This window comes from Kitasatospora brasiliensis (assembly GCF_032654805.1).
GTDB lineage: Bacteria > Actinomycetota > Actinomycetes > Streptomycetales > Streptomycetaceae > Kitasatospora > Kitasatospora brasiliensis.
The window spans coordinates 612,744-625,455 of sequence record NZ_JAUOOW010000002.1 but is presented as its reverse complement, the minus strand read 5'-3'; the positions used below and the strand labels follow the sequence as shown (position 1 = coordinate 625,455).

Here is a 12,712-nt window from a genome sequence, read left to right as displayed (position 1 = left end):
CATTCGAGCGAACGGACCGGCGCCGGCCGAACGACCGGCCCCGGCGGGACCAAGGACCTGAGGACTGCTGTCGTTCGCCCACGGCCCGACGGGGCCCGTCCGGCCTACGTTGTCGGTAGGCGAAGCAGTCCGGACCGCCGACGCGTCCGACCCGCCTCCGCACCCCGGCCGCGCACGTACGACCCGTGCGCGCACTCCTCGCCCGACCGACCGGCCCGCAGCGCCGGGGGCCTCCACCACCAGCAGGGAAGACCGCGATGACCACTGCCCACGAGCTCCACGCGAAGGGCCTGCGCGAGTACCTCGCGCCCGCGCTGCGCGGCCTGGGCCTCACCGGGTGGCGCCGGACCTTCAGCCTGCCGGACGGCACCCACTGGCTGCTGCTCGGCCTGGTCGAGCGGCCCGCCGCCGACCGGGTGCCGTTCACCTTCGACCTGAGCGCCGTCCGCCGCACCGACTGGACCCTCGCGGCCCTCCCCGGTCACCGGCCCGACCCGCGCACCCGGTACGGCTTCGAGCTCTGGCGGGCCCGGATCGGCGAGGTGCTGCCGGTCGGCGAGGACGTCTGGTGGGAGGTGCTGCCCGGACCGCGCTGGCAGCTGCCGCTGGAGGACGCCGTGGCCGCCGTCCGCCACTACGGCCTGCCGGAGCTGCGGCGCCGGGCCGAGGCCGACCGCGCTTCCACCGGCGAGACCTACCTCTCCCCCGCCGAGCTGGAGGCGGTCAACGCCGCGCTGCTGACCGCCGCGGTGGCCCGGGTGCAGCGCGCCGAGCTGGCCGACAAGGCGCTGGTGCTGACGGGCGCCTGGACCCGCGGCGACGGCGTCGCCCGGACGGTGCTGGCCGGGGTCGCCCAGGGCTTCCTGTCGGCCGGGGACGAGCGGTTCACCGCCGTCCGCTGCCTGGACACGCTGGGCCGCGAGCTGTGGACCTTCCCCGCCGAGGGCTAGGAATCCGCAGCTCAGGGGCGGTGTCACGGCCCGCACCATGACAACTGTCACGCGGATGAGGCAACGGACGACACTGCTCTGAGGGAGGCGCGGGCGGAAAGACTGGCGGCACGACGCGGGCAGCGGCCCGCGGCCACCAGCCGGGGAGGAACCCACCGTGAGCCAGACCGTCAGCGCCGTCGCCGTCCCCAGCATCGCCGCCGCCCCGGTCGCCACCAAGGCCGAGGAGTCGAACCCGCTGGTCTCCGGGCTCCGCCCGCTCGCCCTGGACGTGGCCGCCCCGCTGGCCGGCTACTACCTGCTGCACTCGGCCTGCGGCCTGAGCGAGTTCGCCGCGCTGGCCTGGAGCAGCGCCGTCCCGGCCGCCCGGACCGTCCTCGGCCTGCTGGGCGAGCGCCGGCTCAACCTGTGGGCCGCCCTGATGCTGGCCGTCAACCTGGCGGGCCTGGCGCTGACCTTCGTCACCGGCGACGCCCGGCTGATGATCGCCAAGGACGGCGCCCTGAGCGGCACCGTGGCGCTGGCCGTCCTGGCCTCCGCGCTGATCGGCCGGCCGGTGATGACCCCGATGCTGATGCCCTTCCTCACCAAGGGCAAGGCAGAGCGCGCTGCCGCCTGGCAGCGGCTGGTCGAGGGCCGGGCGGCCGGGTCGTGGGCCTTCCGCCGCCACGAGCGCCTGTTCTCGGGCATCTGGGGCACCGCGCTGCTGACCGAGTGCGCGGCCCGGGTGGCCGGCGCCTTCACCCTGCCGGTGTCGACCATGGCCTGGCTGTCCACCGTGTTCCTGGTCGGCGCGATCGCGGCCGGCTCGATGCTCGGCCAGATCGCGGTGGAGCCGATGGAGAAGCTGGTCCGCGCCGAGGCCGAGGCCCCCTCCACTCAGGGCTGAACACCCTGAACGACCGGTTCCCTGGAATCGAACGGCAAGGAACCATCCCGCCCCTTCGAGAGTCGTTGATAACGAGGGGGTAACGGGACCCCCGACCAGGAAACGGGGAGCCCATGAACCGGACGACGTACGCGCCGAGCACGATCGAGGACCGCACCCTCGTCTGGGACGGCTGCCTGAACGTCCGCGACCTGGGTGCGCTGCCCACCGCCTCCGGCCGGCTCACCGCCCGCGGCGCGATGGTCCGGGCGGACAACCTGGACCGCCTCACCGCCGAGGGCTGGGACGCCCTCCTCGACCATGGCGTGCGCACCGTGGTCGACCTGCGCAACGCCGAGGAGTACCGGCCGCTCCTCCCGCTCCCCGAGGGCGTCGAGCTGGTCCGCGTCCCGCTGGACGAACTGGCCGGCCCCGCCTGGTGGCAGGCCCACGGACGGCTGGACGGCACGCCGCTCGCCTTCCGCCCCTACCTGGACCACTGCCCGCACGCCGCCGCCGCGCTCGTCCGCGCGATCGCCGACGCCCGCCTCGGCGGCGTGGTCGTGCACTGCGGCGCCGGCCGTGACCGCACCGGCCTGGCCGCCCTGCTGCTGCTCGCCCTGGCCGGGGTCGACCGGGCCGCGATCGCCGAGGACTACCTGCTGAGCCTGCCCAACATCCGCCCGCTGTACGGGATGCTCGGCCTGCCGGACCCGTACCACCGGATCGACGCGGTACTCGCCGAGGCCGGGACCACCGCCGAAGCCGCCCTGGCGGCCGTCCTGGACGGGCTCGACCCGGTCGGCTACCTGCTCGCGGCGGGGGTGACGCCCGAGCGGATCGCCGCCGTCCGGGAGCGGCTGCTGCCCGCCGGATGACCCGCCCCCGCAAGCTTCCATGACCATCGTCAACCGATGGTTGACGACCCTCGGGTCGACAACCTACGGTTGACGCATGGAGAATCCCGTTGTTCCCAGCACCACCCCGCTGCGCCTCGACGACCTGATCGCCGCGATCAAGAAGGTCCACCCCGACGCGTTGGACCAGCTCTCCGACGCGGTCATCGCCGCCGACCACCTCGGCGACCTCGCCGACCACCTCATCGGCCACTTCGTCGACCAGGCCCGCCGCTCCGGCGCCTCCTGGACCGACATCGGCCGCAGCATGGGCGTGAGCAAGCAGGCCGCCCAGAAGCGCTTCGTCCCCAAGGACCCGGGCGCCCCCAACGACCTCGACCCCAGCCAGGGCTTCAGCCGGTTCACCCCCCGGGCCCGCAAGGTCGTGGTGGCCTCCCAGGAGGAGGCCCGGAAGGCGAACAACGCCGAGATCACCCCGGTGCACCTGCTGCTCGGCCTGCTCGCCGAGCCCGAGGGCATCGCGGTCAAGGCGCTCGACGCCCAGGGCCTCACCCCAGAGGCCGTCCGGACGGCGGCCACCGCCGCGCTGCCGACCGCCGTCGAGCAGACGGTGCCCGCGCTGATCCCGTACGACGCCCAGGGCAAGAAGGCGCTGGAGCTGACCTTCCGGGAGGCGCTCAAGCTCGGGCACAACTACGTCGGCACCGAGCACATCCTGCTCGCGCTGCTGGAGTTGGAGAACGGCCAGGGCGTGCTGGCCGGGCTCGCGGTGGACAAGTCCGAGACGGAGGCCTACGTCTCGGAGGCGATCGCCGCCATCATCGCCGCCCGGAACGAAGGGGAGTCCGAGCCGCGGCAGTGAGACCTCCGGCGCCCTGCTCCGGATGGAACTCCCGCCCGGGGCAGGGTACTTCGACGCGCTTCAGAACCCGGAGACGCTGGTGGTGACGATCCGGACCCGGCCGTCGGCCGCCGCCTCCAGGGCCGCCCGCAGCCGGGCCGAACGGGCCGGGCCGAGCAGCCCCAGGGCCTCCTCGACCGGGGCCCAGCGGTGGGTGTCCAGTTCACCGGCCGGGACGGTCACGGGGGTGCCGTCCGGGACGCTGCCGAAGTCGAACAGGAAGTGCTGGGCGGGGTGGTCGAGTTCGGCCGAGGCGTGGGTCCAGGAGATGGCCAGCAGCTCGCCGGCCCGCTGGACGAGGCCGGTCTCCTCCGTCAACTCCCGCTCGGCGCACTCGACCGGGCCCTCCCCGAGGTCGATCGTGCCGCCCGGGAACTGCCAGTGCTCGCGGTACCCGGCCTTCACGATCAGGATCCGGCCGGACGCGTCCCGCAGCAGACAGCCCGCAGCCGCGTAGATCCGGGGCAGGGAGGCCAGCCACTCCTCGCGGGACTTCAAGGGCTCAGCCGTCACGGTGCTCCTCCTGGGGCAGGGTCGGTGCGGTCGCCCCCACTCTGCCACCCGGCCCGTTCCCCGCGTTCCCGTGGCCGACCGATGAGTCCGGGCCGCCCCGGCGGTCCTATCCGGCATGGAGACCACGCCGCGCGAAGCCGTCCTCACGTGCGACCTGGGCGCGTTGAGCGCCCCCGACCTGGCCGTCGTCGACGCCCTGGCCCGACTGCGGCTGGCCGCCGCCCGGCACGGCGTCACCGTGGTGCTGCTGAACGCCGACGGCCCGCTGCGCGAACTGCTGGCGTTCAGCGGCCTCTCGGCGCTGCTGCCGGGCGCCGCCGTTCCGCTGGAACCGGACCCGGACCTCGCCGAGCTACTCGGCGGCGGGCTCCGCCTCCAGCCGGGGCGGGAGGCCGAAGAGCGGGAAGAGCACGTCGGTGTCCAGGAAGTGGGTGAACCCGGTGATCCGGCCCTCCGACACCTCCGGCACGACCAGTGACCACGGCTCGTGCCCGCCCGCCGGGCTCGGCCGGTACTGGCCGAAGGCCGGGCCGCCGTTGGCCGTCACCGGGAGCAGCCGGGACCCGCGGCAGGCGAGCCCCGGGCCCAGCATCCAGTCACGGATCTCGCCCCGCCCGCGCAGCCACATCGAGAACGGCGGCATGTTGAGCGTGACGTCCTCGTGCAGCAGCGCGGCGAGCGCGTCCATGTCGTACGCCTCGAAGGCGCGGACGTAGCGGTCCAGCAGCGCCCGGTGGTCCGCGTCCAACGCGGGGGCCGGCCTGGCCGCCGAGGCGTCACCGGCGAGCACCGCCCGGGCCCGCTGGAGGGCGCTGTTGACCGAGGCCACCGTGACGCCGAGCAGTTCGGCCACCTCGGCGGCCTTCCAGCCGAGCACCTCGCGCAGGATCAGCACCGCCCGCTGCCGGGGCGCGAGGCGCTGGAGCACGGCGACGAACGCCAGCTTCACCGACTCGCGCTGGGCGGCCACCTCGGCCGGATCGCCCGTCTCGGGCAGCACCCGGCCGTCCGGCGCCGGACCGATCCACGTCACCTCGGGCAGCTGCTCGCCGTGGGCGGTGGAGACCGTGACCGGGCCGGCCAGGTCCATCGGGCGGGCCCGGTTGTTGCGGCCGTTCAGCGCGTCCAGGCAGACGTTGGTGGCTATGCGGTACAGCCAGGAGCGCAGCGCGGCCCGCCCCTCGAAGCCCCGGTGCCCGCGCCAGGCGCGGACCATCGTCTCCTGCACCGCGTCCTCGGCCTCGAAGACCGAGCCGAGCATGCGGTAGCAGTAGCCCGTCAACTCGGTGCGGTACCGCTCCAGTTGGAGCTCGACCGGCTCCTCCGTGATCACCTCGGCCATGCCGCCCCCGCCCCCGTCCTCGTCGTCCTGCCGTGCCTGCCGCGCCTGCCGTCCCCTGCCGAACGCGACGAACGTAGCGCACGGCACTGACAATCAGGTGGCGCGCTACGCGCCGTACGCCTGGCCGGAGCCGAAGCCGGTGGTCACCAGCTTCCACAGGGTGGGGAACTCCTCGCCGGTGATGCCGGTCGGGTTGAGCCCGACGACCACGCTGCGGGAGAAGTCCCGGGTGGCGAAGACGCCGGTGGTGTAGCCGGGCCGGGAGCCGTTCTTGCCCCAGACCTCGGTGCCGTTCGGCAGCACGGTGCGCAGCAGTCCGGCGGTGCTGTAGCAGGCGCGCCCGGCGGTCGGGCCGATCTCGCAGTTCCTGTTGTGGTCGTTCGGAAGGTCCGGGACGGCGAACACCTCGGCCTGCTGGGCGGGCGGCAGCAGCCGGCCCCGGTAGAGCGCGTCGAAGAAGCGCTCCAGGTCGGCGGCGGAGGAGATCATGCCGCCCTCGGCCCACGGGTACGGGCTCTGCTCGGTGACGTCCACCCGGGAGGTGCTGCCGTCGGGGTTGCGGACGTCCACGTAGCCGGTGGCGTGCGGGCCGTGGACGGTGAGGTCGTCGGCGGCCGGGACGTAGGTGGCGCGCAGGCCGAGCGGGCCGGTGATGCGCCGCCGCACCTGGTCCGCGTAGTCGTCGCCGGTGACCTTCTCGATCACCAGCGCCGCGACGAAGTAGCCGTTGCCGTTGTACTGCTGGGCGGTGCCGGGGGCGAAGTTCATCGGCTGGGTGAGCATGTCCTTCACCACCTGCCGCGGGCTGAACCAGTCCGCCTTGTGCGCGGCGAACCAGGCCGTGCTGCCGTCCCCCGAGGTCATCCCGCCGCCGCCGGGCAGGCCGCTGGTGTGGTTGAGCAACTGCCGTACGGTGACGGTCGGGTAGCCGTCCGGGAGCAGGCCCGGCAGGTAGTGCTGGACGGTGCCGTCCAGGTCGACCTTGCCCTCGGCGGCGAGCTGGAGCATCACCGTCGCGGTGAACACCTTGGTGACGCTGCCGATCCGGAACCGGGCGTCCGCCGGCACGTCCTCCCCCGAGGTGCCGCGCCACCGGGCACCCGGGCCGTCGACCCGGACCAGCGCGCCGGTGACGTCGGCGGGCAGCGCGTGGAGGGCCGCGGCGAGCGCCGCCCGGTCCAGCGGGGCGGGCCGGGCTGCCGCGACAGCGGCCGAGGACGGGCCCGCGGCCAGGGCCGGGGTCGCGACGCCGACCGTGGCGGCGGCGAGCAGCGCGCCGGCCGCCACCAGGGCGGACCAACGGCCGGTACGGGCAGAAGCGTTCATTCGGGCTCTCTCCAAGGACGGCTCACGGCGGCTCTGACGGGAGAGAGTCTTCGGGACGGCGCCGCGCCCCGGCATCCGGGACAGCCCCCGAGCCGCCCCTGACACGCGGTCAGGGGCGGCTCGGGGGTTCGCCGGTGCGGGCTCAGTGGGCGGAGTGCTTCTCCGCGCCGCGGTGGCGGTGCCCCTTCAGTTCGGCGTGCGTCGCCGGAGCCCCGTGCAGCGTCGTGCCCGGCACGTCCCGCCCCCCGTGCCGGAACGTCTCACCGGCGCCGTACCCGGCGGTGCCGGAGGCCATCGCGGCGACGCTCGGCTTCGGCGCCAGCCGGGTCGGCGGGTTCGCCATGCCCCGGCGTTCCAGCAGCTCCTGGGTGCCCCGGCGGAGCTTGGCGGTGCCGCCCGTCGTCCCCTTGGTCATCATCGGCCTCCTTCCGTCCCGGCCCGCTCCTCAACCCATGACCTCGTGGACGAAGCACCAACGCCAGTCCTCCCCCGGCTCGTACGAGCGGATCACCGGGTGGGAGGTGTTGTGGAAGTGCGCCGTGGCGTGCCGCTGCGGCGAGAAGTCACAGCAGCCGATGTGGCCGCAGTCCAGGCAGATCCGCAGGTGCACCCAGTCCCGGCGGCCCTGCGCCAGGCAGTCGGCGCAGCCGTCGGCGGGCGGTCGTGGCGCGATCTCCTCGGGGGCCAGAGCGAGGTCTTCGCAGGCGCTCATGACTGAAAGGCTATGCCGCCCCGGCGCGCGGCGCCTGCTCAAGCGACGGTCGCTCCGGCATCCCCGCTCCCCGCCCACGGGAGGCATGGGAGCATGCCACCCGTGGCGATCGTGACGGGGAGTACGAACGGCGGTACCGGCGGCGACCCCGGCGGTGCGCCCGCGCGGGAACGCGGCGCGGAGGCGGGCGGCGCGGGAGCGGGCGGCGCGGGAGCGGGCGGCGCGGGAGCGGGCGGCGCGGGAGCGGGCGCGCACGTCCGGATACCCGAACAGGCGGCGGGCCCCGACCGGTTCAGGGCCCGCCCACTGCCCGTCGGCGACCGGGTCCGGCAGCCCGTCGCCCTGATCCGGCTGCTCGGCGGCCTGTTCGCCATCGCCCTCACCCTGCTGCTCGCCGACTACGCCCGCGCCACCACCGGCGGCATCGCCGCCGACGTCGCCGAGGCCGCCGCGATGGTGCCGCGCCCGCTGGCGAGCCTGGCCGGCGGGCTCACCACCGCCGCCGTCCTGCTGCTGCCGGTCGGCCTCGCCCTGCGCCGCCTGCTCGGCCCCGACCGGCGGCGCGCCCTCCAACAGGTCTCCGACGGGCTGCTCGCCGCCGTCATCGCCTACGGCACCACCCTCGGCCTGGACCTGTGGGCCGACAACCTCGCCCCGGTCTCCCTGCTCTCCGCGCTCACCCAGCCGCTGCCCGGCAACGTGCTCGGGCACACCGAGCCCGTCTACGGCTACCTCGCGCCGGTCCTCGCCTTCATGACCGCCTCCGGCAGCCGCGAACGCCGACTGCCCTGGGCCGTCCTCGCCCTCTCCGGCGCCGCCGGCATCACCGGCGGGTACGCCACCCCCACCGCGCTGCTGCTCGGCGTGCTGATCGGCTGGACGGGCGCCCACGGCACCCTGTACGCCGTCGGCACCCCCGACCCCTGCCCCCGGCCCGGCGAGATCCTGCGCGCCCTGCGCGACAGCGGCCTGCGCCCCGTCGAGGCCCAGCCGGCCGGCCCCGACCGCTACCGGGTCCGGCAGGCCGAGGACCTGCCCGACCTCGACGTCCGACTCCTCGACCGGCCGGCCGTCACCGCCGCCGCCGTCCAGCGCGCCTGGCGCCGACTGCGCCTGCACACCGCCCCCGACCCGCGCGTCCTGCGCTCCCCGCGCACCGGGCTGGAACACGAGGCCCTGGTCACCTACGCGGCCCTCGCGGTCGGCGTCCGCACCCGCCGCATCGCCGCCACCGCCGGCATCGGCCAGGACACCGCCCTCATCGCGTACGAGCGACTGGCCGGACGCACCCTGGACGAGCTCGCCGACGAGGAGATCACCGATGAACTCCTCACCGACGCTTGGCGCCAGCTCGCCCTGCTCCAGCGCCGCGAGATCGCCCACCGCGCCCTCGTCCCCTCCTCCCTGCTGATCGACGACTCGGGCGCGGTCCACCTGGTCGACTTCGCCGACGGCGACATCGCCGCCACCGAACTCGTCCTCCGCTGCGACCTCGCCCAACTCCTCACCACCCTCGCCCTGCGCGCCGGCGCCGCCCGCTCCGTCCGCACCGCCACCGCCGTCCTCGGCCCCGACCCCATCGGCGCCGCCCTCCCCCTCCTCCAACCCATCGCCCTCACCCACACCACCCGCCGCGCCCTCAAGCAGCACGCCAAGCAGAGCGCCACGGGGGCGGCGGCCGAACCCGCCCACCACGCCATCCCCCGGCCCCGGCCCGGCTCCCCCGCCGACACGGCCGCGGGGGCAGGGGCGGTCGAACCGGCGCACGGAGTCGTCGGCACGGCGGGAGGCGAGACCGGGAGCGCGGTCGCCTCCGGAGACCCGGTCGGCACCGCGGCAGACCGCAGGGGCCCGGCCGGAGACGCGGTTGGCGGCGCGGCCACGGCCGGGGCCGGGGCCGACGGCCCGGCCGGAGGCGGGACCACAAGTGACCGCGCGGCCGAGGCCGGGGCCGCCTCCGAAAGCGCGACCGACGACGGCCCGGTGCCCGGGGGGTTGCTGGAGGAGATCCGGGCGGAGGTGTTGCGGGGGCGGCCGGAGGTGGTGGGGCAGCCGGTGCGGTTGGAGCGGTTGCGGCCGCGGACCCTGCTGATCGTGGTGGGCGGGGTGGTGGCCGGGTGGCTGCTGATTCCGCAGCTGTTCGCGGCGGAGGACAACCCGATCGCGACCCTGATGGACGCCGATCCGTGGTGGCTGGTGGGCGCGCTGGTCGCCGCGGCGGTGAGCCATGTGGCGGCGGCGATGGGCTTCGTCGGCTTCGTGCCGGAGCGGCTGGACTTCCGCAACGCGGTGCTGGCACAGGTGGCCGGGTCGTTCGTGAAGCTGGTGTCGCCGGGTGGGGTCGGCGGGATCGCGTTGAACACCCGGCTGTTGCAGCGGGCCGGGATCCCCACCGCGCAGGCGTTGTCCAGCGTCGGGGTGGGGAACCTGATCGGCCTGGTGCTGCACCTGCTGCAACTCGGGGCCTTCGTCTACCTGCTGGGTTTCGAGCCGGGCGGCTCCGAGCTGGACGCGCTGCCCGCGGTGGTCGGCGGGCTGGCGGGGGCGGCGGCGCTGCTGGCGGTGGTGGCGGCGATCCCGGTGGCCCGGCGGTGGCTGGCGACGCGGCTGCGGCCGCTGACGGCCGAGGTGCTGCCGCGGCTGCTGGACCTGCTGCGCAGCCCGACCCGGCTGGCGGTGGGGGTGACCGGGCAGCTGCTGGTGTCGCTCTGCCTGATCACCTGTCTGTACTGCTGTGTCCGGGCGATCGGCCGGGAGCCGACGTTCGCCTCGGTCGCGGTGGTGTTCCTGGTGGGCAACGCGGTGGGCAGCGCGGCGCCGACCCCGGGCGGGGCCGGCGCGGTGGACGGGATGCTGATGGCGCTGCTCCAGCAGACCACGTCGATGGAGCAGGGCGGGGTGGTGGCCGCGGTGACGCTGTACCGCCTGCTGACGCTGATCCTGCCGGTGCTGCCGGGCTGGGCGGCCATGGCCTGGCTGCAACGCCGCCGGGCGCTGTAGTCCGAGCGCCGTCGCAGCGGCCCCGCTCGCTACTCCTCCCGGTGCTCCTCCTCGTCGTGCCGGACCGGCCGGGTCTGCTCCACCACGTCCGCGATGTTGGTGGCCGGGTCGGCGCCGAGGGCCCGGCGTTCGGCCACCTCGTCGTACGGGTCGGCCTCGGGCGCCTTCTCGTCGGGCTCGACGGTCTCGGCGGTCTCCTCGATCAGGTATTCCTCGTGCTGTTCCTGCGGCATGGCATCCTCCCCACCTGTTCGAAGGCCCGCGCGGGCCCGGCTGGCGGTACTGGCAGTATCCGCCGCCCCGCGCCCGGCCGCGACGCGGGCGGTCGATCGGGATTGACCCACGAAACCGCCTCCCGAATGACCCAGGAGCGGGGTGCATTCCGTCCCTAGGGTCGTAGCCATGACGACGAACGAGAGCACGGCGAACGAGAGCACGGCGAGCGGGAGCACCGGGACCACTGCCCGCCTCGACTACGCCCGCACCGCCCCCAAGGTGTTCCGCGCGATGATCGCCCTGGACGCCGCCGCCCGCGAGGGCCTGGACCCGGCCCTGGTCGAGCTGGTCCAGATGCGCACCTCCCAGCTGAACGGCTGCGCGTACTGCCTGGACATGCACGCCAAGGACGCCCGCAAGGCCGGCGAGACCGACGAGCGGATGCACCTGCTGCCGGTCTGGCCGGAGGCCCCGGCCGGGGTGTACAGCGAGCGCGAGCGGGCCGCCCTGGCGCTCGCGGAGGAGATCGCCCGGATCGGCGGCGGCGTCTCGGACCCGGTCTACGCCCGGGCGGCCGCGCACTTCGCGGAGGCCGAGCTGGCGCAGCTGATCTCGGTCTGCTTCACCATCAACGCCTGGAACCGGATCAACGTGGCCACCCGCAAGACCCCCGGCACCGCCTGAGCGCACCCGTCGGCCGGATGGGCCCGCGGGCCGCCGGGGGTACGATCGGTGCCGTACGAGGGCTGACCCACACCCACCCGGTGGCCCCGAGGCCCAGACGAACGACGGGGAAATCATGTCCGGCTCGCACTACTTCACCGGTGCACCCGAGGTTGCCAGCGACCGCCGGCCGATCACGGTCTCCCTGCCGGACCTCACCCTGGAACTGACCACCGACGCCGGGGTGTTCTCCCGCAGCCGGCTCGACCCGTGCACCCGGATCCTGCTGGAGCACGCCCCGCAGCCGCGGGTGCGCGGCCCGATCCTGGACATCGGCTGCGGCTACGGCCCGATCGCGCTGACCTGGGCGAGCCGCCGCAAGCGCCTGCCGGTCTGGGCGGTGGACGTCAACGAGCGCGCCCTGGAGCTGGTGCGGCTGAACGCCGAGTCGCTGGGGCTCGGCAACGTCCAGGCGGCCCTGCCCGACGACGTCCCCGAGGACGTCCGCTTCGCCACCATCTACTCCAACCCGCCGATCCGGATCGGCAAGGCCGCGCTGCGCCGCCTGCTCACGCACTGGCTGGACCGGCTGACCCCGGACGGCTCGGCGTTCCTGGTGGTGCAGAAGCACCTGGGTTCGGACTCGCTCCAGAAGTGGCTGAACGAGCAGGGCTACCCGACCACCCGGGTCACGTCGGTCAACGGGGTGCGGATTCTGGAAGCGCGGCCCCGCCCCGAGGTGGGCGAGGGCTCCGAGAGTGGACGAGGTACGACGACGTGAAGCAGCTGCGCGGGACCGAACTGAAGCGTCTGCACCGCTCGTGGCGGCGCAGCAACGAGTTCCGGCTCGCGATGATCCTGGAGAACCTCCAGTCGCCGTTCAACGTCGGCTCGGTGGTCCGCACCGGCGCGGCGATGGGCGCGGAGAAGCTGTACCTGGTCGGGGACACCCCGTCGGTGCGCTCCTCCGGTGCCCAGAAGGCCGCGATGGGCACCGACAAGTACCTGAAGGTGGAGCACTTCCCGACCATCGCCGAGGCGGTGGCGGCGGCCAAGGCGGACGGCTTCAAGGTCGTCGGCCTGGAGCTGGCGGACGAGGCGGTGCCGATGTTCGCCGCCGAGCTGACCCCGGCGGTGGCCTTCATGCTCGGGCACGAGGACCGCGGGATCACCCCCGAGGCGCTGGCGCTGTGCGACCAGGTGGTGTTCGTGCCGCAGCTGGGCCGGGTCGGCTCGCTGAACGTCTCGGCGGCCGCGACGGTGGCCTGCTACGAGGCGCGCCGGCAGGGGTACGCGATCAGCGGCACCCCGGACGGTGAGCTCGGCGCCGACCTCGGCGACGACGACTGACGCCCACGGACGAG

14 protein-coding genes and 1 pseudogene are annotated in these 12,712 nt (G+C 74.7%); 9 read left to right on the top strand and 6 right to left on the bottom strand.

The genetic code is table 11. The annotated features are described in order from the left end of the window. Window positions 1–257 precede the first annotated feature (257 nt). The 4 genes from QWJ13_RS10610 (at window position 258) to QWJ13_RS10595 (ending at window position 3,537) form a co-directional block, all read left to right on the top strand. On the top strand, window positions 258–950 hold the full coding sequence (locus QWJ13_RS10610) for a hypothetical protein (protein WP_316522850.1): 693 nt from the start codon (window positions 258–260) through the stop codon (window positions 948–950). Between the two features lie 157 nt (window positions 951–1,107). Beyond that, window positions 1,108–1,839 (top strand): VC0807 family protein, encoded by a 732-nt coding sequence (locus QWJ13_RS10605; RefSeq protein ID WP_316522848.1) that lies wholly within the window; start codon window positions 1,108–1,110, stop codon window positions 1,837–1,839. 113 nt (window positions 1,840–1,952) lie between these two features. Further along, window positions 1,953–2,696, top strand: a complete 744-nt coding sequence (locus QWJ13_RS10600) for a tyrosine-protein phosphatase (protein WP_316522846.1) — start codon at window positions 1,953–1,955, stop codon at window positions 2,694–2,696. Between the two features lie 76 nt (window positions 2,697–2,772). Continuing rightward, window positions 2,773–3,537: a Clp protease N-terminal domain-containing protein gene (locus tag QWJ13_RS10595; RefSeq protein WP_316522844.1), complete on the top strand. Its 765-nt coding sequence runs from the start codon at window positions 2,773–2,775 to the stop codon at window positions 3,535–3,537. 60 nt (window positions 3,538–3,597) lie between these two features. Here the strand turns inward: QWJ13_RS10595 and QWJ13_RS10590 are convergent, their stop codons facing one another. Next, entirely contained in the window at window positions 3,598–4,089 is a 492-nt protein-coding gene (locus QWJ13_RS10590; protein WP_316522841.1) for an NUDIX domain-containing protein, read from the bottom strand. Window positions 4,090–4,204: 115 nt separating this feature from the next. On the opposite strand from QWJ13_RS10590, the pseudogene QWJ13_RS10585 reads away from it, so the two are divergent. Beyond that, a pseudogene (locus QWJ13_RS10585) lies at window positions 4,205–4,336 on the top strand (hypothetical protein); the annotation flags it as partial. Window positions 4,337–4,441: 105 nt separating this feature from the next. Here the strand turns inward: QWJ13_RS10585 and QWJ13_RS10580 are convergent. The 4 genes from QWJ13_RS10580 to QWJ13_RS10565 all read right to left on the bottom strand — a co-directional run bounded on the left by QWJ13_RS10580 (window position 4,442) and on the right by QWJ13_RS10565 (window position 7,469). Continuing rightward, window positions 4,442–5,431 carry a sigma-70 family RNA polymerase sigma factor gene (locus QWJ13_RS10580; RefSeq protein WP_316522839.1) on the bottom strand — a complete coding sequence of 330 codons (990 nt, stop codon included), beginning with the start codon at window positions 5,429–5,431 and terminating at the stop codon, window positions 4,442–4,444. A 105-nt stretch (window positions 5,432–5,536) separates the two neighbouring features. After that, on the bottom strand, window positions 5,537–6,757 hold the full coding sequence (locus QWJ13_RS10575) for a serine hydrolase domain-containing protein (protein WP_316522836.1): 1,221 nt from the start codon (window positions 6,755–6,757) through the stop codon (window positions 5,537–5,539). Window positions 6,758–6,899: 142 nt separating this feature from the next. Further along, on the bottom strand, window positions 6,900–7,172 hold the full coding sequence (locus QWJ13_RS10570) for a hypothetical protein (protein WP_316522834.1): 273 nt from the start codon (window positions 7,170–7,172) through the stop codon (window positions 6,900–6,902). A gap of 30 nt (window positions 7,173–7,202) precedes the next feature. Then, window positions 7,203–7,469 carry a UBP-type zinc finger domain-containing protein gene (locus QWJ13_RS10565; RefSeq protein ID WP_316522831.1) on the bottom strand — a complete coding sequence of 89 codons (267 nt, stop codon included), beginning with the start codon at window positions 7,467–7,469 and terminating at the stop codon, window positions 7,203–7,205. A gap of 102 nt (window positions 7,470–7,571) precedes the next feature. On the opposite strand from QWJ13_RS10565, the gene QWJ13_RS10560 reads away from it, so the two are divergent. Then, entirely contained in the window at window positions 7,572–10,469 is a 2,898-nt protein-coding gene (locus QWJ13_RS10560) for a lysylphosphatidylglycerol synthase domain-containing protein (RefSeq protein ID WP_316522829.1), read from the top strand. 29 nt (window positions 10,470–10,498) lie between these two features. Here the strand turns inward: QWJ13_RS10560 and QWJ13_RS10555 are convergent, their stop codons facing one another. After that, entirely contained in the window at window positions 10,499–10,702 is a 204-nt protein-coding gene (locus tag QWJ13_RS10555; protein WP_316522827.1) for a hypothetical protein, read from the bottom strand. Between the two features lie 169 nt (window positions 10,703–10,871). Here QWJ13_RS10555 and QWJ13_RS10550 point away from each other — a divergent pair, with 169 nt between their 5' ends. The 3 genes from QWJ13_RS10550 (at window position 10,872) to QWJ13_RS10540 (ending at window position 12,698) form a co-directional block, all read left to right on the top strand. After that, entirely contained in the window at window positions 10,872–11,369 is a 498-nt protein-coding gene (locus QWJ13_RS10550) for a carboxymuconolactone decarboxylase family protein (protein ID WP_316522825.1), read from the top strand. A gap of 115 nt (window positions 11,370–11,484) precedes the next feature. Continuing rightward, window positions 11,485–12,129, top strand: coding sequence for a class I SAM-dependent methyltransferase (locus QWJ13_RS10545; protein ID WP_316522823.1), 645 nt, complete (start codon window positions 11,485–11,487; stop codon window positions 12,127–12,129). Next, the gene (locus QWJ13_RS10540; RefSeq protein WP_316522821.1) at window positions 12,126–12,698 is read left to right on the top strand and encodes a TrmH family RNA methyltransferase; all 573 of its coding nucleotides are present in this window, start codon (window positions 12,126–12,128) and stop codon (window positions 12,696–12,698) included. Before QWJ13_RS10545 ends, QWJ13_RS10540 begins: the two co-directional genes overlap by 4 nt. The last annotated feature ends 14 nt before the right edge of the window (window positions 12,699–12,712 follow it).